The organism is Microvirga makkahensis (genome assembly GCF_009830105.1).
Taxonomy (GTDB): Bacteria; Pseudomonadota; Alphaproteobacteria; order Rhizobiales; family Beijerinckiaceae; genus Microvirga; species Microvirga makkahensis.
This window is the reverse complement of record NZ_WURB01000009.1, coordinates 77,866-97,572: the sequence shown is the minus strand read 5'-3', so window position 1 is coordinate 97,572 and position 19,707 is coordinate 77,866. Positions and strand designations below refer to the sequence as shown.

At 61.4% G+C, this 19,707-nt stretch carries 20 protein-coding genes and 2 pseudogenes; 15 read left to right on the top strand and 7 right to left on the bottom strand.

The genetic code is table 11. From position 1 onward, the window contains the following. Positions 1-134: 134 nt before the first annotated feature. Entirely contained in the window at positions 135-797 is a 663-nt protein-coding gene (locus tag GR328_RS14365; RefSeq protein WP_160885216.1) for a peroxiredoxin, read from the top strand. 71 nt (positions 798-868) lie between these two features. Beyond that, positions 869-1,792, top strand: coding sequence for an MBL fold metallo-hydrolase (locus GR328_RS14360; protein ID WP_160885215.1), 924 nt, complete (start codon positions 869-871; stop codon positions 1,790-1,792). A 363-nt stretch (positions 1,793-2,155) separates the two neighbouring features. Here the strand turns inward: GR328_RS14360 and GR328_RS14355 are convergent, their stop codons facing one another. Both GR328_RS14355 and GR328_RS28265 read right to left on the bottom strand, forming a co-directional pair. Beyond that, entirely contained in the window at positions 2,156-2,491 is a 336-nt protein-coding gene (locus GR328_RS14355; RefSeq protein ID WP_343039388.1) for a response regulator, read from the bottom strand. Between the two features lie 30 nt (positions 2,492-2,521). Beyond that, the gene (locus tag GR328_RS28265) at positions 2,522-4,105 is read right to left on the bottom strand and encodes an HWE histidine kinase domain-containing protein (RefSeq protein ID WP_160885213.1); all 1,584 of its coding nucleotides are present in this window, start codon (positions 4,103-4,105) and stop codon (positions 2,522-2,524) included. Positions 4,106-4,351: 246 nt separating this feature from the next. On the opposite strand from GR328_RS28265, the gene GR328_RS26685 reads away from it, so the two are divergent. From GR328_RS26685 to GR328_RS14305, 11 genes and pseudogenes are all read left to right on the top strand, one after another. Continuing rightward, on the top strand, positions 4,352-4,582 hold the full coding sequence (locus GR328_RS26685; RefSeq protein WP_170304126.1) for a hypothetical protein: 231 nt from the start codon (positions 4,352-4,354) through the stop codon (positions 4,580-4,582). After that, positions 4,542-4,655, top strand: a pseudogene (locus tag GR328_RS28585) (ribbon-helix-helix domain-containing protein); the annotation flags it as partial. The gene GR328_RS26685 and the pseudogene GR328_RS28585, both read left to right, overlap by 41 nt. A 24-nt stretch (positions 4,656-4,679) precedes the next feature. After that, positions 4,680-6,473: a PAS domain-containing sensor histidine kinase gene (locus tag GR328_RS14345; protein WP_246215873.1), complete on the top strand. Its 1,794-nt coding sequence runs from the start codon at positions 4,680-4,682 to the stop codon at positions 6,471-6,473. A gap of 1,001 nt (positions 6,474-7,474) precedes the next feature. Then, positions 7,475-7,684 carry a cold-shock protein gene (locus GR328_RS14340; RefSeq protein ID WP_160885211.1) on the top strand — a complete coding sequence of 70 codons (210 nt, stop codon included), beginning with the start codon at positions 7,475-7,477 and terminating at the stop codon, positions 7,682-7,684. Between the two features lie 166 nt (positions 7,685-7,850). Further along, the gene (locus tag GR328_RS14335; RefSeq protein ID WP_160885210.1) at positions 7,851-8,045 is read left to right on the top strand and encodes a hypothetical protein; all 195 of its coding nucleotides are present in this window, start codon (positions 7,851-7,853) and stop codon (positions 8,043-8,045) included. Positions 8,046-8,122: 77 nt separating this feature from the next. Beyond that, the gene (gene rpsU, locus GR328_RS14330; RefSeq protein WP_246215872.1) at positions 8,123-8,419 is read left to right on the top strand and encodes a 30S ribosomal protein S21; all 297 of its coding nucleotides are present in this window, start codon (positions 8,123-8,125) and stop codon (positions 8,417-8,419) included. 234 nt (positions 8,420-8,653) lie between these two features. Continuing rightward, positions 8,654-9,505: a MurR/RpiR family transcriptional regulator gene (locus GR328_RS14325; protein ID WP_343039387.1), complete on the top strand. Its 852-nt coding sequence runs from the start codon at positions 8,654-8,656 to the stop codon at positions 9,503-9,505. A gap of 49 nt (positions 9,506-9,554) precedes the next feature. Continuing rightward, on the top strand, positions 9,555-10,316 hold the full coding sequence (locus GR328_RS14320; RefSeq protein WP_160885208.1) for an ABC transporter substrate-binding protein: 762 nt from the start codon (positions 9,555-9,557) through the stop codon (positions 10,314-10,316). Between the two features lie 324 nt (positions 10,317-10,640). Further along, positions 10,641-11,354, top strand: coding sequence for an ABC transporter permease (locus GR328_RS14315; protein ID WP_160885207.1), 714 nt, complete (start codon positions 10,641-10,643; stop codon positions 11,352-11,354). 1 nt (position 11,355) lies between these two features. Next, positions 11,356-12,063: pseudogene (locus GR328_RS14310) on the top strand (ABC transporter permease); the annotation flags it as partial. A gap of 94 nt (positions 12,064-12,157) precedes the next feature. Continuing rightward, the gene (locus GR328_RS14305) at positions 12,158-13,396 is read left to right on the top strand and encodes an NAD(P)/FAD-dependent oxidoreductase (RefSeq protein ID WP_160885205.1); all 1,239 of its coding nucleotides are present in this window, start codon (positions 12,158-12,160) and stop codon (positions 13,394-13,396) included. A 41-nt stretch (positions 13,397-13,437) separates the two neighbouring features. On the opposite strand, the gene GR328_RS14300 is transcribed toward GR328_RS14305, so the two are convergent. Both GR328_RS14300 and rocF read right to left on the bottom strand, forming a co-directional pair. After that, the gene (locus tag GR328_RS14300; RefSeq protein WP_160885204.1) at positions 13,438-14,493 is read right to left on the bottom strand and encodes an ornithine cyclodeaminase; all 1,056 of its coding nucleotides are present in this window, start codon (positions 14,491-14,493) and stop codon (positions 13,438-13,440) included. A gap of 7 nt (positions 14,494-14,500) precedes the next feature. Continuing rightward, entirely contained in the window at positions 14,501-15,445 is a 945-nt protein-coding gene (rocF, locus tag GR328_RS14295) for an arginase (RefSeq protein WP_160885203.1), read from the bottom strand. A gap of 124 nt (positions 15,446-15,569) precedes the next feature. Here rocF and GR328_RS14290 point away from each other — a divergent pair, with 124 nt between their 5' ends. Beyond that, a complete protein-coding gene (locus GR328_RS14290; RefSeq protein ID WP_160885202.1) occupies positions 15,570-16,007 on the top strand; it encodes an Lrp/AsnC family transcriptional regulator in 438 nt (145 codons plus the stop codon). Between the two features lie 63 nt (positions 16,008-16,070). Here GR328_RS14290 and GR328_RS14285 read toward each other — a convergent pair whose 3' ends face one another. From GR328_RS14285 to GR328_RS14275, 3 genes are all read right to left on the bottom strand, one after another. Beyond that, complete coding sequence (locus GR328_RS14285) at positions 16,071-16,508, bottom strand: hypothetical protein (RefSeq protein ID WP_160885201.1); 438 nt, start codon at positions 16,506-16,508, stop codon at positions 16,071-16,073. A 164-nt stretch (positions 16,509-16,672) separates the two neighbouring features. Further along, complete coding sequence (locus tag GR328_RS14280; protein ID WP_160885200.1) at positions 16,673-16,954, bottom strand: hypothetical protein; 282 nt, start codon at positions 16,952-16,954, stop codon at positions 16,673-16,675. Between the two features lie 186 nt (positions 16,955-17,140). Next, the gene (locus GR328_RS14275) at positions 17,141-17,875 is read right to left on the bottom strand and encodes a Crp/Fnr family transcriptional regulator (protein WP_160885199.1); all 735 of its coding nucleotides are present in this window, start codon (positions 17,873-17,875) and stop codon (positions 17,141-17,143) included. A gap of 335 nt (positions 17,876-18,210) precedes the next feature. Between GR328_RS14275 and GR328_RS14270 the strand changes: the two genes are divergently transcribed. Continuing rightward, positions 18,211-19,635: an amidase gene (locus tag GR328_RS14270; RefSeq protein ID WP_343039386.1), complete on the top strand. Its 1,425-nt coding sequence runs from the start codon at positions 18,211-18,213 to the stop codon at positions 19,633-19,635. Positions 19,636-19,707: the final 72 nt, after the last annotated feature.

Here is a 19,707-nt window from a genome sequence, read left to right as displayed (position 1 = left end):
TTATGGATGGACTGGTCGCAATTTCCAAAAATCTCCGAAAAAGGCGGAAGATTTCCACGGACCCGCTCATCCCAAGCTGTCAAGGTGCCGATCGAACATTCGTCGGTATTCATTATGCGGGAAAGGAGAACGCTATGACGATCCAGATAGGCGCCGTCGCACCCGATTTCGAGGCTGAGACCACGCAAGGGCACATCCGTTTCCATGAATGGATCGGCGAGGCTTGGTGCGTGCTGTTTTCCCACCCGAAGGACTTCACCCCGGTCTGCACCACCGAACTCGGCTACATGGCCCGCATCAAGCCTGAATTCGACCGGCGCAATGTAAAGATCATCGGGCTCAGCGTTGATCCGGTCGGCCATCACGATCGCTGGGCAGAGGACATTCGCGAGACGCAGGGATACGCACCGAACTACCCGATGATTGGCGACTCCGATCTGACGGTGTCGAAGCTCTATGGAATGCTGCCAGTCAGCACCAACGGAACCTCGGAGGGGCGCACGCCCGCAGACAACCAGACCGTCCGCAACGTGTTCGTCATCGGCCCTGACAAGAAGATCAAACTGGTGCTGGCCTACCCAATGACCACGGGGCGCAATTTCGATGAGGTTCTGCGTGTCATCGACTCGCTCCAGCTTACCGCTCAACATCGGGTCGCAACCCCGGTGAACTGGCAACCGGGGCAGGACGTGATCATTGCCGGCTCTGTGTCGGATGACGAAGCGCGCAACATATACCCGCAGGGGTGGCAAGCTCCGAAGCCCTACATCCGTATTGTGCCACAGCCGCAATCCTGAGCGCGAGCGTTTCCTGCGGGCTCGCGCCGGCTTAACGGCGGAGCGAGCCTAAACTACCATGGAGCAATACCATGAGTTCAACGAGCCTATCTCGGTCGGCCCCTGACCTGCTCGCATTCAGGCCATACGTGGATGCCTTCTTTGATCAGCGGACCTGCAGTGTTCAGTACGTGGTGTCCGATCCTGCCTCCGGAGCCTGTGCCCTAATCGATCCGGTGCTCGACTATGACGAGAAGTCGGGGTGCACGGCGACAACCTCTGCGGATGCCCTGCTCACCTACGTGCTAGAGCAGAACCTCACGGTTGAATGGATTCTCGATACGCACCCTCACGCAGATCACCTCTCGGCCTCAGGATATCTGAAAGATCAGACGGGCGCCAAGACAGCCATTGGCGAACAGGTCGTTGCTGTCCAGCGGCTCTGGAAGGGGATTTACAATCTTCCCGACGACTTCCCGACGGACGGTTCGCAGTGGGACCGGTTGTTTGCCGATGGCGATGTGTTCCGCATCGGAGACATGGACGCGAGCGTTATGTTCTCGCCTGGTCATACCCTGGCCTCTGTGACCTACGTGATCGGAGATGCCGCCTTCATCCACGACACGTTGTTCATGCCGGACTTCGGCACGGCGCGATGCGACTTTCCGGGCGGGGACGCCCGAGCGCTGTGGCGTACGATCCAGAGTATCCTCTCCCTGCCGGAGCACACCCGTCTGTTCTCCGGCCACGACTACCGGCCCGGCGGGCGCGCCCCGGCCTGGGAGAGTTCGGTGGCGAGCCAGAAAGCCCACAATATTCACCTTAAGCAGGCTGGGACCGAGGAGCAGTTCGTTGCTCTCCGCAAAGCACGTGACGTGACGCTGCCGATGCCCAAGCTCATCTTGCACGCTCTCCAGGTGAACTTGGCGGGTGGTCGGTTACCCGTACCTGAGAGCAATGGGCTACGATACCTCAAGATCCCGCTCGACGCCCTGCCGTGCGCCGTGTGGGAATAACGGGCGGATCAGGACTCTGAGCGATACCTATGCGGGGCAGGTGCGCGCACGCGCTCAGAAGGATGCGCTCGAGAGGAACCTCATCTGGGGCTTTCGCACACAATAGAGCCGGGGTGATTGGCCAGGCGATGCGCAACCTGCAGTCCTGCCAGCGTGCCGCCGGTGGCCAAGTCGACCCTCGATAAACCCGAATGTCCCCCAATGGCACTTCCCGGATGCAACGCTTTGGTCCGCTCGCGGGCTCTAAGTGGAAGTTCATGGAGGGCAGGGGATCTTCGTCTTCTGACCCGGTGCGGTGATTCACGAGCAGCTTCTGCGACAGCGCCCTCGCTTTGGCGCATGCAACTTCGAACAGTTCAAGTGCTACTTTGTGGCTCGGGCAATCGCCTGTTCTAGGTCCTGGGCTCGGAACGGCTTTTGAATGCGAACGGCATCACGATAATCCTCCCTTACGCCAGCCACGCCGTAACCACTGGCAAAGATAAAGGGAATGTCTCGCTGCCTCAGCACATCGGCAACGGGAAAACTCAGCCCTCCGTCAAGGTTGATATCAAGGACGGCAAAGTCAAAGTCGCTCTCCTGGGCAAGTCTCAGCGCCTGATCCAGGCTCGTGGCCATCCCCGCCACCTCGAAGCCAAGGTCAACCAACAGATCCTCAATGTACATCGCCACCATGATCTCGTCCTCGACCACGAGCACCCTTCGCGACTCCAAGTGTCCACCCATGGCTCAGAACCCGCTAACCGTCGGCAGAGGCGTGTCGATGACGCACGTCACCCCGCTTGCCGGGTAGGAAAGCTGGACGGACCCGCCGAGTTCGGCCGCTAATCCGCGCTCAATGAGGCGCGTGCCGAAGCCCTTGCGGCTTGGTGGTGACACTGGTGGCCCGCCACGCTCGGACCAGAGCATGTGAAGCCTTTGCTCCGCGTTTTTCTGCTCAACCTTCCAATGAAGGCTGACTTGGCCGTGATCGTTTGAAAGGGCGCCATACTTGATCGCGTTGGTTGCAAGCTCATGGAGCGCCATGGCAATGGCCAAAGCCGTCTTGGGAGATAGGTGAACATTCGGCCCATGAACCTCAAAGCGCCGCTCCCGATCACTCTGGTGTGGCCGCAGGGCCATCGCCACCACCCTGTCGAGGGTAGTCCCCTCCCAATTGTGCTCGGTCAGGAGGTTGTGGGCGTCCGACAAGGCGATCAACCGTGCATCGACTCTGCTGCGAGCTTCGGCTTCGAGCGAGTTCGTCCGGAGAGTTTGCGCAATGATGGATTGCACTGTCGCGAGGGTGTTCTTAACCCGGTGGTTCAGCTCATTGATGAGGAGCTCACGGTGCTTTTCGGCTTCCCGCCTCTCGGCAATCTCCCGCTGAGCGGCCTCAAAGAGGCGAGCATTGTCAATCGCGATGGCGGCCTGACCTGCAATCCCGACCAGCAGATCCTCGTGGCGAGCAGTGAACTTTCCGGGTTCAGGGTGACCGAAGAACAAGCCTCCCATCACCTCGCCTGATCGGGATTTCACCGGAACGGCCAAATAACTCCTTACCGGGAGGTGCCCCTTGGGCATCCCGGAATAGGGCGGGTTTTGTCCGTACCGTGGGTCGGCAAGGATATCATCTGACCGAACTGGACCTTCACCCCTGAAGGTTGGGGCGAACACATGCGTGGCTCGTGGGTTCGGGAAGTCGGAAAAGCTCTCTTTTGGCACCCCTGAGATCGTATAGAGCGTGAAGGCGTCCCCCCGTTCGTCTGTGGTGTTATAGAAGAGCGCTCCGAAGCGTGCGCCGGTGAGCCTTACGCCGGCATCTGTGATGGTTTGGGTCAACTTCTCCAGATCAAGCTCGGCAGAGACCTGTGCCATGGTCTGATTCAGGGTCTCAAGATGCCGCTTCTCCTCTGACAGAAGCTCGGCGATCCGCTGCTGCTCCGAAATTTCGGTATTGGTCCCGAACCAGCGGATCACCCGACCCTGCTGATCCTTCTGCGGCTGGACGCGTGTCAGGAATGGGCGGAACACACCGTCCGCGCCTTTGATAGGGAACACCCATTCAGCGGCGCTCCCTGACGCAACTGCTGCGAACCACCGTTCGATCACATCTGGCAGGACCGCAGGATTGAGAACAGCCTGCCACCCCTGGCCGAGCATCTCCTCAGGTGTGGTGCCTGTGTACTGATACCATTGATGGTTGTACCAATAAGCATTGCCGTCCGGCGTTGCTATCCAGGCAAGCTGCGGAAGGTGATCTGCAAAGGCCTGGAAGTCATCTACTTCAGCTACCGGAAGAGTCGGCACGTTCACCTCTGGCCTGGTTGTCATCGGAATGAGATCGCCCCGGTGCAACACAGCTTGGGTGATCCGGCATCCAGCCCTGAAACGACTTTGGTCATTGTGCACCCCCGCGTTATTGACTGCACTAACCTGTCTCCCCAGAGCAGATTTTCAAGCGTTTCCGCCTGTCGCGTCCAGCGGTTCAGCCTCTGCCCTGGCATGAGCTTGGCAACACCGCCGGTCCCGCTAGGAGTGCTGACCGGAGGGGAAAGCCACGAAAGCACCCGGCCTGACTTGTCCAAGCTGGTCCCAAAACCTACGGCGGAAGCGCAAAAAAGCCGCACCACCGCCTCGCCGTTGGTGGTGCGTTTTGAAATTCTACTCGGCGATTTCCTTGATCAATTACTTCCTCTTAAGGCTGCCGCAGTGACATTCTTTGCCACAGCCTTGTATGGCAGGGCATATTCACCTAGTTCATTGGTCCATGCCGCCCAGCTCCACCCAGAACATCTCTCTGCCCTCTGAGCTCCTTCGCCTCATCGACGAAGATGTGGCCTCTGGTCGGTACCGGAGTGCCAGCGAGGCCTTGCGCGCAGCTTTGCGGAGCTTCTACAGGGAGCGGATGACGCCTGAGGCCCCCCACACGTTTCGTGTCAACCTGGCAATGACCAGGAGCGAGCAGGAGGTGGAAGCCCTCTTTGCCCAAGCGGCGGCAGGGATGGCCCAAGTCGACCTGACGGGTCGCTTTGTGCGCGTCAACAACCAATACTGTGCCATCCTGGGCCGCCACAGCGATGAGCTTCTCCAGCTCCGCATGCAGGATTGTACCCACCGGGACGACCTTCCACACAACATGGTTCTGTTCCGCCGAGCCTTGGAAACGGGTGAGGCCTTCGAGATCGAGAAGCGCTATTTGCGCCCGGATGGGTCGGTGGTCTGGGTGCGCAATGCTGTCAGCCCGATCCTCGACAGTTCCGGCAAGCCGGACAGCATCCTGGCTGTGTCCATCGACATCACCGGCTACAGGAATGCCCAGCAGGAACTACGCGAGAGTGAGGCCCTCAAGGGCTCCATCCTGGACGCGGCCCTCGACTGCATCGTCAGCATTAATCATGAGAGCAATATCATCGAATGGAATACTGCCGCAGAGCGGACCTTCGGTTACTCCCGTGAGGCAGCCCTGGGCCGGGACTTGGCCGAGCTCATCATCCCGCCGGAGTTTCGGGAAAGGCACCGCCAAGGCATGGTTCATTACCTTGCCACGGGTAAGGGGCCGGTGCTGAACAGGCGTATCGAGCTGGAGGCTGTTCGGGCTGACGGCTCCCGGTTCCCCGTCGAGCTGGCCATCAGTCCAATCAGTAGCGGAGACAGCCCGCGGTTCACTGCCTACTTGCGTGACATCACCCTCAATAAGCAGGTGGAAGCGGCCCAGCGCGAGACCGAGCAGCGCCTTCGCTCAACCTATGAGCATGCCTTCACCAGCATCGCTGAGGTAGACGCCAGCGGTCGCTTTCTCCGGGTAAACGAACAGTTGAGCATCATCACCGGCTACAGCCGTGAGGAGTTGCTGGGACGCACCTTCATCGAGATCACCCATCCCGACGACAGGGGGGCTGATCTCGATCAGTTCCGCCGACAAATGGCCGGCGAGCTCGATGCGTATGCCCTGGAGAAGCGCTATGTCCGCAAGGATGGGAGTACCGTCTGGATCGAGCTGTCGGCCTCCCGGGTGGATGATGGGAGCGGGAAGCCGCTCTATGGCATTCGCGTGGCGCGCGACATCACCGAACGCAAGCGCGCGGAGGAGCATCAGCGACTGCTCATCAACGAGCTGAACCACCGGGTGAAGAACACCCTCACGACCGTGCAGTCAATCGTCTTCCAGACGCTGCGCAATGCGCCAACCCCAGAGGACGCTCAAACCGCTCTCTCGAGCCGCCTGATTGCTCTGTCAAAGGCGCATGACGTGCTGACGCGGGAGAGCTGGGAAGCGGCGAGCCTGCATCAGATCGTCCTGGAGGCCATGGAGCCGTTTCGGGCGCAGGGTGAGAGCAGGATCCGGGTTGCAGGGCCTGAGGTCCGCCTGCCTCCCTCAATGGCACTGGCGGTTGCCATGGCGCTCCAGGAGCTGGCGACGAACGCGGTGAAGTATGGATCCCTCTCCAATGAGACAGGAAAGGTGGAACTTCGCTGGAGCTTGGATAAGACGAACAGCTTGGCCCACCTCCATCTACGTTGGGAGGAAAGCGGCGGACCTCCGGTGCGCCCCCCAAGTCGGAGGGGCTTTGGCACACGGCTGATCGAGCGGAGCCTTGCTGGTGACCTCCAAGGTGAGGCAAAGATTGAGTTTGCGTTGACAGGGGTTGTCTGCACGATCACGGCCCCGGTGCCTGATCCAATCGGCGCAGCCGTATAGTTCCGTGGATGTTGAGCAAGCCTTGTCCAGCTCCTGAGCCTATGTCGGGAAGCCGAGGTGATTCTATAACGGGGATCCACGAAATTCTACCTGTGAACCTGGAATGTACCTTACTGGCAGATTTCGTTGAAAAGTTCTCGTGGAGGGCGGCGGATCGCGCTTCCTCGATGAGGCATTCTCAGCGGGAGGATCGGTCATGATGGGCGAGCGTCCGGCGTTTCAGGAGAGCCTGTTCTACGCGTCCCCGCATATGCGATTGACCGGTTCGCTGCCGCACCGTCTCGCTTCGGCTGCCGCCAGCGGTCTTATCCGATCATTTCTAGCACAATCCGGCGAAGTTCCTCTCGGGTCAGGCCCGACGGTTGGGGCTTGGGTGCGGCCTTGATCTGCGGATCCGCTTTCGCGGGCTGCGGTTTCTTCGTGTGATTCTGAACTTGGGTTGACGTCGACATTGAAATTCCTGTCGCCGTGCCGGCGGTGGCCGGACGGCATTGCCGTGTTCGAGGAAGGGTGGGGCAATCACGATGGGAGGAGTCCGTCGGGCAGGCTCCGGGCACCATCGATGGGAGTGAAGAGCAGGCTCGGCGCTTGATGGGGAGCCCAGGAGAGCAGATCGATATGTCGACCAGATGAACTGATACGGGGCGGTAAGTCGCCGAGACCAGGAAAAAGAAACAAAGCATAATAAAAAGATCTCTGGCTCAAAATTGTGAAGCCGAGAGAGAGCAATGGTATTTTCCGGTTTGCCTCTGGGAAAACAGAAATCTGAGTCGACGCCAGAAGGCATTGCCTGTCGATTTATTTTCGATCTGCTCTTGTCTTTTCTGCGGTTTTGCCCTATTTTGCTTTCTATCGACATTTGGCCGGACAATCGGGCCGTACCGCCTTGGCCTGCCGGGCGCACGTTCAGACACTCTCCCAAACATCGACGAACCGAGCGGGGCCGTGCTGTGGCACGTCCAATCGCTCACGTGCACTGACGCATACCTAAGGACACTCCCATGATTACGGGCACCGTTAAATTCTACAATGACCAGAAGGGCTTCGGCTTCATCCAGCCGGACAACGGCGACAAGGACGTGTTCGTCCACGCCACCGCTCTCGAGCGCGCCGGCCTGCGCGGCCTGCGCGAAGGCCAGAAGGTGGCCTTCGACACGGCTGAGGACCGCCGCTCCGGCAAGGTCGCCGTCAACAACATCCAGACGGCCTAAATCGCCGTCACTATCGGGCGGCGCGGTGTTCCACGCCGCCTGATACAGCCGCCCTTCAGGGGCGGCTTTTTTGTTCGTGCGAATGCAAAAGCGCCTTGCCTGAAGGTGCCGGTGTCCGGCCGTCGGGAGTGCCATCCCGATGCCGGAACACCCGAAGGAGCATATCATGTCCCACAAATTCAAAATCAAACAGATGGTCCGGCTCAAGCAGCCGGGCTCGGCTGATGCGCGCATGGGCTCTGCGGACGTCTACGAAATCGTCCGGCTCATGCCTGCGGATCAGTCGGGAGAGCTTTCATACCGGATCAGGTCAGGCTCATTGGAAAGGGCCGTCCGGGAGAGCGAGATCCGCAACGCCTGAAGATCGGGATTTCACCCGATCGCCCGGCGCACGGTGTGTCGGCGGGCGTGAATACCCATGACAAGAGAGGACATTCTTTGCAGGTTTTCGTCAGAGACAACAACGTCGACCAGGCTCTTCGGGCGCTCAAAAAGAAGATGCAGCGCGAGGGGATTTTCCGGGAAATGAAGGCCCGGAAGGCCTACGAGAAGCCATCGGAGCGGAAGACGCGCGAGAAGGCGGAAGCCGTGCGCCGGGCCCGCAAGCTGGCTCGCAAGCAGGCGATCCGAGAAGGTCTGATTGCAGCCCCCAAGCGACCCGCCCGTGACGCTCGGGGCGGCGGCCGGGGCGCCCGCCCGGCGGCCGTATCCACGCTCCCCCGTCAAGGCAGCTAAACCCCTGTACGCGAGGCTCGGGCCATGTGCTTCGGGCGCCTGCCGGTGGCTCCCTGGCGGGCCAACGCGCCCACGCCCATCAACGCTTCGGACGTCCCGTTGAGCTCAGCTACGAAGCCCGCCTGATTGGCGGGCTTTTTCGTGCCGGTCCTTTTGGACATAAACATACCGGCAATTGCCTTCATGTCAGAAAGCTGTCTTAATGACTTCGGGGGGAATGTCGTGAGCCGGCACGTGAAGAAGCGCCTTGAGGAGAGCCTGAATACGGCGACTGCATCCGGCAGGGCGGTGGCGAGCTACATGCTCGCAAATCTCAGTGAACTCCCGTTCGAAACCTCGGCTTCCATTGCCCAGAAGCTCGGTGTCAGCGAACTGACCGTGGGGCGGTTCTGCCGGTCCATCGGTTACCGTCACCTGAAAGATCTCAAAGAGCATTTGCGAAGGGATCTTGAAGGCAGCCCCTGGCTCATCGGCGACAGGCTCAAAGAGTTCCGGAGGCGCAGCCGTCAAGATCACGCCGAGCTCACGAAGAGCTTCGATCTGGAGGTCGCGGCCTTGGTGCGGGTCTACGAGTATGCTCAGACCGCCGCGTTTCGATCCGCGAGCCGGCGCTTGGCGACCGCGTCGGGGGTCTATGTCGCCGGGTTCCAGACGGAGAGGGGGCTTGCGGCCTCACTGGTCCATAACCTCCAATATCTGCGCGATGGTGTGCACTTGCTGGATACTGGCTCCGGGCATTTCGCCGAGGCGCTCCTCGCAGGCGACGGCCAGTCAGCCCTCGTGATCTTCGAAGCCCGCCGCTACTCGCGGCAGGCGAAGCTCCTTGCGAGCAAGGCGCATGCTCGCGGCATCCCCGTCACGCTGGTGACCGACACCTATTGCGACTGGGCGGATGGCTGTACGGCCGAGGTATTCCGCATCCCCACGGATCTCAATCTCTTTTGGGAATCGACGGCGCCGATGCTCTCTCTGGTGCATTTGCTGCTGAATGCCGTATTCAATGAGATGGGCCCGAAAGTGGAGGAGCGGCTGAATACGACGGCCGCGCTTTATCATGAATTCGTCGGCTATACGGAAAACCCGTAAGGTTGGACGTGGAGAGGACCGGATGGGTCGAAACAACAGAGGGTACGAAATGTACAAAGCCATTCTCGCCGCAGGCATCTGCATTCTGGGCATGACGTCCCTGGCGTCGGCGCAGGACAAGAAGGAGATCGTGATTGCTTCGGAGGGAGCCTATCCACCCTTCAATTTCATGGATTCCAGCAACAGGCTGCAGGGCTTCGACATCGATATCGCGAACGCGCTGTGCGAGAAGATGCAGGTGAAGTGCACCATCGTCGCGCAGGATTGGGATGGGATGATCCCGGCGCTTCTCGCCAAGAAGTTCGACGCGATCATCGCTTCCATGACGATCACCGAGGAACGCAAGAAGCAGATCGATTTCACCGACCGCTATTACCGCACGCCGCTCTCCGTGGCCGTCCCGAAGGACTCCAAGATCAAGGACACGACCCCCGCCTCGATGAAGGGATTGGCCGTGGGTGCTCAGTCGTCCACCACCCAGGCGATCCATGCCGAGGACGTCTATGGCAAGGCCGGTGCTGATGCCAAGCTCTATCCGACGCAGGATGAAGCCAATGCCGATCTCGCGAACGGACGCCTGGACGCTGTCGTCGCCGACAAATTCGTGCTGGTCGAGTGGTTGAAGAACACGGGCAAGGATTGCTGCAAGCTCCTCGGCGACATCGAAGGAACCATGTCCGAGGCCGGCATCGCGATCCGCAAGGAGGACGAGGAGCTGAAAGAAAGGTTCAACAAGGCGATCAGGGACATTGTCTCCGACGGCACCTACAAGGAGATCCAGAGCAAGTATTTCGAGTTCGATATCTACTGAGAGTATCTTACAAGAACCCTCATCCTGAGAGGCCGGCCTCGGAAAAGGATGGTGCAGGTTTCCCTCCCACCCGTCCCGGATGTTTCCGAGACGGGCTTTCTCTGACGCAAGTCGGGCTCCCCGGGCATGGGAGAGATGCTCTCGCCATCCCCGGCCTCGTGCCGGGGATGACCGCAACAAGTGCGGCTATGACGGGAGAACGGGCGGGGCAGGGCGAGGGTGTCGGCGCCAGACCGTTATGGGCTATTCCTCAAAAGGAGGAGGCTTGCGGGCGCGTTGCGAGCCAGACTTTCAGGGTGAGACTTAGGCAGTAGGGTAAGTCCATTGCAGAATGTTCTTTCACTTCTTTCCTTTTCCGACGGGGGCTGGGGCGCTGCGCTCGCAGCGGGCACTCTCGTGACCCTAACGCTTGCCATCACCACCTTGCCCATCGGCATTTTTCTTGGCCTCACTATTGCGCTGATGGCGCGGTCCCGCAGCCCGCGTGCCCGCGCCGTGGCCACCGTGTTCACGACCGTGTTCCGCGGTCTGCCGGAACTGCTCACCCTGCTCATTGTGTACTATGGCGGTCAGATCCTCATTCAGCGCCTGATGGCGGCGATGGGGTACGAGGGCCAGCTTCAGATCAATGCGTTTCTGGCCGGCGTCGTCGCCTTCGGGCTCGTGCTCGCGGCCTTCTCCAGCGAGGTCTGGGTGGGGGCGCTCAATACCATTCCTGGAGGGCAATACGAGGCGGGAAGCGCGCTCGGGTTGTCCAGGTGGCTCACGTTCCGGCTCGTCGTCTTCCCGCAGCTCATGAGAGCGGCGCTGCCGGGACTCTCCAACAACTGGTTGACCCTTCTGAAGGACACCTCGCTCATCTCGACCATTTCCCTGGTCGACCTGATGCGGCAGACGAACCTGGCGGTGGGCGCTACCAAGCAGCCGATGGTATTCTATCTCGCGGCTTGCGTTATCTATCTGCTGCTTTCGGCGGGCTCGGGTCTCGCCTTCACGCTCCTGGAGCGCCGCGCCAACCGCGGCTACGCGAGAGGCTAGAATGACCTTCCGCGATATTCTGGGCCTCCTCATCGATCTCGACCTCCTGGACCGTTACGGCTGGCGCTTCGTCGAGGGCGTCGGGGTCACGGCGCAGCTGGTGGCGATCTCCTTCACAATCGGCGGGGCTCTCGGGCTGCTGCTGGCGCTCGCACGTCTGTCGGACAATCGTCTGCTTCGCTGGCTCACGGGCGTCTACATCTATTTCTTCCGCGGATCTCCGCTGCTCGCACAGCTGTTCCTGCTCTATTACGGCCTGGGATCGCTGCGCGCCTTCTGGACGGATCTCGGCCTCTGGTGGTTCTTCCGCGAGGCTTGGTACTGCGCCCTGCTCGCCTTCACGCTGAACACGGCGGCCTATCAGGCCGAGATCTTCCGGGGAGCCATCCAGTCCGTCCCGAGAGGGCAGCGGGAGGCCGCGGCAGCGCTTGGGATGCACAAGGCGATCACCTTCGTGAAGGTCGTCTTCCCCCAGGCGATGATCGTCTGCCTGCGGCCGCTCGGGAATGAGCTGATCCTCATGATCAAGGCCAGCGCCATCGCGTCGCTCGTCACGATCTACGACCTCATGGGCGTCACCAAGCTCGCCTTCTCTCGCTCCTACAATTTCGAGCTCTATCTGTGGGCCGCGGTGCTCTACCTTCTCATCGTCGAGTGCATCAGACGGCTCTGGGCGGTGCTCGAAAGGCGGCTGACCCGCCACCTGAGAGCAGGGGACCTGCCCCGACCGGCGCGGCCGGGCTGGCTGAGCCGGATGGCCAAGACGGCCCTCAAACCCAACGCGTAAGTCGAGATCATTCATCATGCGTCATGACGTCATCGTGCTCGGCGCAGGGATCGTCGGGGTCACCGCCGCGCTCCATCTGCAATCGCGTGGCCGCTCCGTCTGTCTCGTCGACCGCCGCTCGCCGGGAGAGGAAACCAGCTACGGTAACGCCGGACTCATCGAGCGGGCGAGCGTCATTCCCTATGCGATGCCGCGCCAGATCACGGCTCTGCTCCGCTACAGCCTGAACCGCTCGCCGGAGGTGCGGTATCACTTCTCTCACCTGCCGAGGATGGGCGCGTGGCTCTTCAGGTACTGGTGGCATTCTTCGCCGGAGCGTCTTCTCGCGGCGACCAATGCCATGCTGCCGCTCATCGAACGCTGCGTGACGGAACACGACCAGCTCATCGAGCAGGCCGGAACCGCGCATCTTCTGCGCCGCAGCGGCTGGATCGAGACGTTCCGGACGGTTGAAGGAAAGCGCAAGGCTCTGGCCGCTGCGAAGGACCTCGAGTCATACGGCCTGCGCTATGAGGTGCTCGATCGAGTACAGCTCAAGAGACGCGAGCCCTGTCTCGGTGACGCGCCCATCGGCGCCGTTCACTGGCTCGATCCCACGACCGTGTCCGATCCGGGAGCGCTCACGAAGGGATATGCGGCGCTCTTCACGCAGCAGGGCGGGCGTTTCGTTTCGGGCGATGCGCAGACCCTTTCGCAGAGCGGTCGCGATTGGGTCGTGACCACACAGGAGGGGCCTGTCAGGGCGGGCCAGGCCGTCGTGGCTCTCGGCCCCTGGTCCGACAGGATCTTCAAGCCGCTCGGCTATCGCATTCCCCTGGCCATCAAGCGCGGCTACCACATGCATTATGCCACGACGGGCGGAGCGCGCCTGAACCAGCCTGTGCTCGATTTCGAGGGGGGCTACGTGATCGCTCCGATGGCGAAGGGCATCCGGCTGACTACGGGCGTCGAGCTTGCAGGCTTCGACGCGCCGGAGGATTCCCGTCAGCTCGATCAGGCCGAGGCTCTCGCCCGCAATCTGTTCCCTCTGGGCGAACGGGTCGAGCCGAAGCCGTGGCTCGGGCGCAGGCCGTGCCTGCCCGACATGCGTCCCGTGATCGGCCCGGCGCCTCGTCATCCGGGCCTGTGGTTCTGCTTCGGCCATGCCCATCACGGGTTGACCCTCGGGCCCGTCTCGGGCCGCCTGCTCGCGGAGATGATGACGGGCGAGGCACCGTTCTGCGATCCGCTGCCTTACCGGGCAGACCGGTTCTGATGGAAAAGACCTGATCCCGACGATCTGGCCGATTCTTCAGTTCACGCGGCGTTCGGCGTCGCGGCTGCGCGAAGCAGCATGCCGAAGAGGTCGCGCGGATCGTCCGGATCCGCCACAAGATCGAGCTCCTCATAAAGACCGGTCTTCTCGATCTGCCTCTTCACATAGCGCAGGGCCGAGAAGTCCTCGATGGCGAAACCCACCGAGTCGAACAGGGTGATCTGCCGGTCGCTCGAACGGCCCGTTTCCTGACCCGCGATCACGCGCCACAGCTCCTTGACCGGATGATCGGACGCAAGCTGCTGAATCTCGCCTTCGATCCGCGTCTGGGGCGGATACTCGACGAAGATGTCGGAGCGCTTCAGGATATCGGCGTGAAGCTCCGTCTTGCCCGGGCAGTCGCCGCCGACTGCGTTGATGTGCAGCCCGGAGCCGACCATGTTGTCGGTCAGAATCGTGGCGTTCTGCTTGTCGGCGGTCACGGTGGTGACGATTTCCGCGCCCTCCATCGCTTCCTCGATGGAGCTGCACACGGCGATGTCGAAGCCGTAGCCCGCAAGATTGCGCACACATTTCGTGCTAGCCGAGCGATCGATGTCATAGAGCTGCAGTTTGTCGACGCCGAGCAGGGCCTTGAAGGCAATGGCCTGGAACTCGGATTGCGCGCCGTTGCCGATGATCGCCATGGTGCGCGCATTCCTCGGCGCGAGATACTTGGCGGCGACCGCCGAGGTCGCGGCGGTGCGCAGCGCGGTCAGAATGGTCATCTCGGTCAGCAGCACGGGATAGCCGGTGCACACATCCGCCAGCACGCCGAATGCCGTCACCGTTTGGCGTCCCTCGCGGGTGTTCTTCGGGTGGCCGTTCACATATTTGAAGCCATAGACCTCGCCGTCGCTGGTGGGCATGAGTTCGATCACGCCCTCACGGCTATGGGAGGCGACGCGGGGCGTTTTGTCGAAGGCCTCCCAGCGGCGGAAATCGGCTTCGATGTAGTCGGACAGCTCGGTCAGGAAGCGCTCCACGCCAATGGCGAGGACGAGCTTCATCATATGATCGACGCTGACGAAGGGAACGATGTTCAGTTTCGGGGTCATGAGGCATTCATTTCGGGGTGTGGCGGTAGCTTTGCGTCGGACGGTCGAGCACGCGGCGGCCCATGAGGCTCGAGGCCAGATCGACCATGAGCAGAGCCGTGCGGCCGCGCTCGTCCAGAAAAGGATTGAGCTCGACCAGATCGAGGCTCCTCACGAGGCCGCTGTCGTGCAGCATCTCCATAATGAGGTGCGCCTCGCGGAAGGTGGCGCCGCCCGGCACCGTGGTGCCGACGCCCGGCGCGATGCCGGGGTCGAGGAAGTCCACGTCCAGGCTCACGTGGAGAATGCCGTCGGCCATGGCGACGCGCTTCAGGAAAGCGTCGAGCAGGGGCGCGACGCCGTTCTCGTCGATGGCCCGCATGTCGTGGATCGTGATGCCCGTGGTCGCAAGCGCCGCGCGCTCGGCGGGGTCGACGCTGCGGATGCCCATCATGCAGACATTCTCGGGCTTCACCGGATGATGAACCTTGGGAAAGTACCCGTCGAAGCCCTGCCGGCCCGTGGCATAGGCCATGGGAACGCCGTGCAGGTTGCCGCTCGTCGTCGTCTCCAGGGTGTGGAAGTCCGGATGCGAGTCGAGCCACAGGACGAAGAACTCGCGGCCGTCCTCGGCGGCACGGCGGGCGAGGCCCGTGATCGAGCCGGCCGAGAGGCTGTGATCGCCGCCCAGGAAAATCGGCAGGCCCTCGCCGCTGGCCTTGAAGGCAGCGTCCGCGATGGCTTCCGTCCAGGCGACGGTCTCGGGGAGGGCCTTGATGGCTCCATTCGTGTGACGCATCTCGCGAAAGGCCGTAGGTGCGATATTGCCCCGGTCTTCCACGGCGTAGCCCAGGTTTTGCAGTTCCGTCGCCAGCCCTGCCGTGCGGAATGCGCTCGGCCCCATGTCGCAGCCGAGCCGGCCTGCGCCTTCCTGAACGGGCACTCCGATAAGAAGGCAGGGCTTTTGCGTCATTCGATCTCTCCGCTCGATATGGGTCAAGCTAAGCGACGGACTTGGCGATATGAACAGGGCAGTTTGACAAACCGGAAAAGTTCCTTAGCCATTTTGACAAGGATCTTTTTACAAAGCGGCAGAAATGGACGATCTCGACCAGCGCCTCATCACGCTCTTGCGTCACAACGGTCGGCGCAGCATCTCGGATCTCGCACTCGAACTCGACGTTTCCCGCGCAACCGTGCGTTCGCGCATGGAGCGTCTGGAGCGCTCGGGAGACATCGTCGGTTACACCGTGATCCTGCGGGCGGACGCCGTTTCCCTGCCCGTGCGGGGCATCATGCTGATCGAGGTGGAGGGGCGCGCGGCCGACCGGGTCGTGGATGCTCTGGGCGGTTTTCCGGAGGTCAGCGCGATTCACACCACGAATGGAAAATGGGATCTCATCGTCGAACTCGGCGCGGCCAACCTGTCCGATTTCGACGGCATCCTGAGGCGCATCCGTCTGATCCCCGGGGTCATCGCATCGGAAACCAATCTGCTGCTTGCGACCCCGCGCAGCACCCGCGCCCGCCTGTAAGGGGCGGCCGAGGCGGCGATGTCTCCCGGCACGGACAGACCGCCTGCCGGGGGCTTGATAAAGTCAGTTCTTGTCCCGCACCGTAAACGACTGAACCTCTGCCTGCGGGGTGAGATACTCGATCGAAACCCAGTTCGTGCACGCTCTCAGGATGGGAGTGAGATAGGCGCGGCTCCCTTTGATTTCGACCACTCGGCAGGGGTAGGCCCGCCGGTCTCCAGGAGGGCGGTAAACCACTGTGCTGCCGGGCCTGATCTCCTCAGAGCTGTCACCAAAGGACGGGCTCGGCACATGCGGTTCGCCGGGGCCGTTGTCTTGCAGGACCGAGGTTTTTTGACCCGCCCGGTAACGGTCAAGCGCTTCGATGGCGATGCGGGCCCGGTCGCGATAGCGATCCGTGACCACTCTCATCAGGGTCCCTTGCTGGCGGCCCGGATACCAGGAGACTCCACCAATCTTTGCAAGTTCTTCCGCAACGATTTCGATTTCTTCTTCGGTCATCGGCTCATTCCCTGAAGGAAGTCGGAGTTGAGCTCCGTTCGGATGGCGGTGGCCGCCATCTGATGGTTTGTGTCGTGGCCCCGATGGGTCGCTTCGTCTTGTAGGTTTGAATGCGTGACGCTGAAATGGTCGATATATCGCGCAAATTCTGCGATGTGCGTTGGTTATTCGCGTGAAATCATGCGCTCCTGCAGAATTGCCAATTGCTGGATATAGGGCGTTCGACGTTCCTGGTGCTGCGCTTTCAACTTTTCGAGGATCCGGATCTTCAGGTTCAGATCCGGGGAGTGCTTGTTGACCTTGTCTCTTGCCTGTTCGTATTCGAAGTCGATATCGGCCAAGGTGGAGAGAAGCGACTGAAGTAAAGGCTTGTCAGTGGGAGAGTACATTCTGGGCTGAGATGGTTCGCCCGGCTTGTTGTTACGGGATAACTGAGTGTCGTCCATGCGCCGCCTCATTAACTTTGCGGTAACAAACCCGAGAGTACTGACGCTGGGTTACTCCGTCTGTTGGGTATCCGACAGTATTTAGAAAGATTTCAGGTTTTGTCCTCTCGGGCACGGGAATTCGCATTTCCGATGTATCGCGACAAGGCGGCGGCTTGCTGTGTGGTCTGCCGGCATAGATGATGGTCAGGCCGTCTGGTCGAAAGTGCCGGGAAGCAAGCGTTCGAAGCTCTTGCGGATCTTTCGGTAGCATTCGCAGGACATTTCCTCGAGCCCCGCGCGATCCGTAATCGTGATGGAGCCGCGCCCCTGCTGGATCATGCCCGCGACCTGAAGAGCGCGCGTGACGCTGCTGACCGTCGAGCGCTGCACGCCCAGCATTTCCGCCAGTGTTTCATGAGTCAGAGGCAGCGCATCGCAATCGACGCGGTCACGCGTGCTCAGGATCCAGCGGCAGCAGCGAGCCTCCACGCTGTGCACGGCATTGCAGGCGACGGTCTGCAAAGTCTGAGCCAGAAGCGCTTCCGTGAACCGGAACACCATCTCACGTATTCGGGGGTAGTGCCGCCCGGCTTCCTCCAGCCGATCCACGGCTATCCGTGAGGCGGAGCCGGGAATCTGGGTGACATAACGGCCGAAGGATTGCCGCGTTACGAGTGCGCTGACGAAACCGAACATGCCCTCTCGCCCAAACACCGCCATCTCCACCGTACCGCCGTCGTGGAGGATAGTTGCGAGCGAGATGATGGCGTTGTGCGGGAAATAGGTATGCCGCACGGGCTCGCCGATTTCGTAAATGACCTTGCCCTTCGGCAGCTCGACGAGCTCGAGATGGGGTTCGAGGATCCTGAAATCCTCGGGCTCCAGAGCTCCAAGGAGCCGGTTCTTACGATGGATAATCCCGTTCGAACCATTCAGCATGTCAAGGTGTACCGTTCAGCATGATGCTCCACCTCCACCCTGGGGCAGATCGAGGAACAGGATGCGCATGCAACCTCAGGTAGTAAATCGCCTGAACGACTTTTATGAACAGAGTTTTTCGCGTCCGCATGAACGTAGAACACACTTCCCGGAAAGAAGTTGTGTATCTGCCGGATTAAAGCCAAGCCTCAAAAGAAGTAGTCGAACCCTCTCTCTTGGGACAGGGGCGTGGCCCCATGGCGCTGGGCCGGATCTGATCTGTCCCGGTTTACGCAAGGCGAGGGATGACGCAGCATGGAGGCTGAACGATTCCACGCTGCTTCCGGGGCTTTCACGTGAGTGCACAGATCTCCTCTCAATCGTCTGCGGATCTGGCCGATTGGTCGGCCTGCGATCTGCTCGAGGCCTACGCCGGCAAAACCGTCTCCCCCGTCGATGTCGCGAGGTCCGTGATCGCGCGTATCGAATCCTGTGAGCCTCGCATTCATGCCCTCTATGCCTTCGATCCCGATGAAGCGTTGAGGGCGGCGCAGGAATCCGAGGAGCGGTGGCTGAAGGGAGCGGCAAGGGCCCTCGACGGCATTCCCGCGACGATCAAGGAGAACATCGCGACCAGGGGCACGCCGGTGCCCCTCGGCACGGCGGCGCGTCCGCTGAAGCCCGCGGCGGAGGATGCGCCTCCCGCCGCGCGCCTGCGCGAAGACGGTGTCGTCATTCTCGCCAAGACCACGATGCCCGATTACGGCATGCTGTCCTCGGGCCTTTCGAGCTTCCACCCGCTTGCCCGCAATCCCTGGGATCCGTCCAAGAACCCAGGAGGCAGTTCGGCGGGTGCAGGAGCCGCTGCGGCAGCGGGCTACGGACCCTTCCACATCGGAACCGATATTGGCGGCTCCATCCGTCTGCCCGCATCCTGGTGCGGCGTGTTCGGGCTCAAACCCAGCTTCGGGCGCATCCCCATCGATCCCACTTATTACGGACGCGTGGCGGGACCGATGACGCGCAACGTGTGCGATGCCGCGCTGATGATGACAAGCCTCACGAGGCCCGACATGCGCGATCCCATGAGTCTGCCGTACCAGGATCTGCCGTGGCTCGATCTCGATATCGACATCAGGGGGCTCAGGATCGGCCTCATGATGGAAGCGGGCGTCGGCCTGGATCTCGATCCTGAGGTGCGCGCCGCCGTGGAGCGGGCCGCGCAAGCCTTTGCCGATGCAGGAGCGATCATCGGGGAGGTAAAGCCCTTCGTCACCCGCGAGATGCTCGACGGACTCGACGATTTCTGGCGCCAGCGCGCCTGGATGGACATCGCTTCCCTGAGGGACGAGGAGCGCGCCAAGGTACTGCCCTATATCCTCAAATGGGCGGAGGGTGGAAAGGCCCTGACGGGCGCTCATGTCTATTCCGGCATGAACCAGATGATGGTCATGCGCCACGCGGCGGTGGCGGCGACGCACCCATTCGACTTCGTGCTCTCTCCGGTTGCTCCCAACGTGGCCTATGACGCGGAACTCGCTTCCCCGATCCACGATCCCGAGCGGCCGTTCGAGCATATAGGCTATACGGTCGCCTTCAACATGTCCGACCAGCCGGCGGCCTCGGTCAATGCGGGCTTCACGAAAGCGGGGTTGCCGATCGGCCTGCAGATCATCGGCCGCCGTTTCGACGACGTGGGTGTGCTACGTCTCTCGAAGGCCTGGGAGGAGATGTGCCCCGAGGCGCGAGCTTGGCCGAAAGGCTTGAGACAGGATTCCTGAGATTCAGAGACCCGGTGCTTGCCTCCACGCCATCACCGGTTCCGTGCCGGTGATCCCGATCAGGAAAGCGCC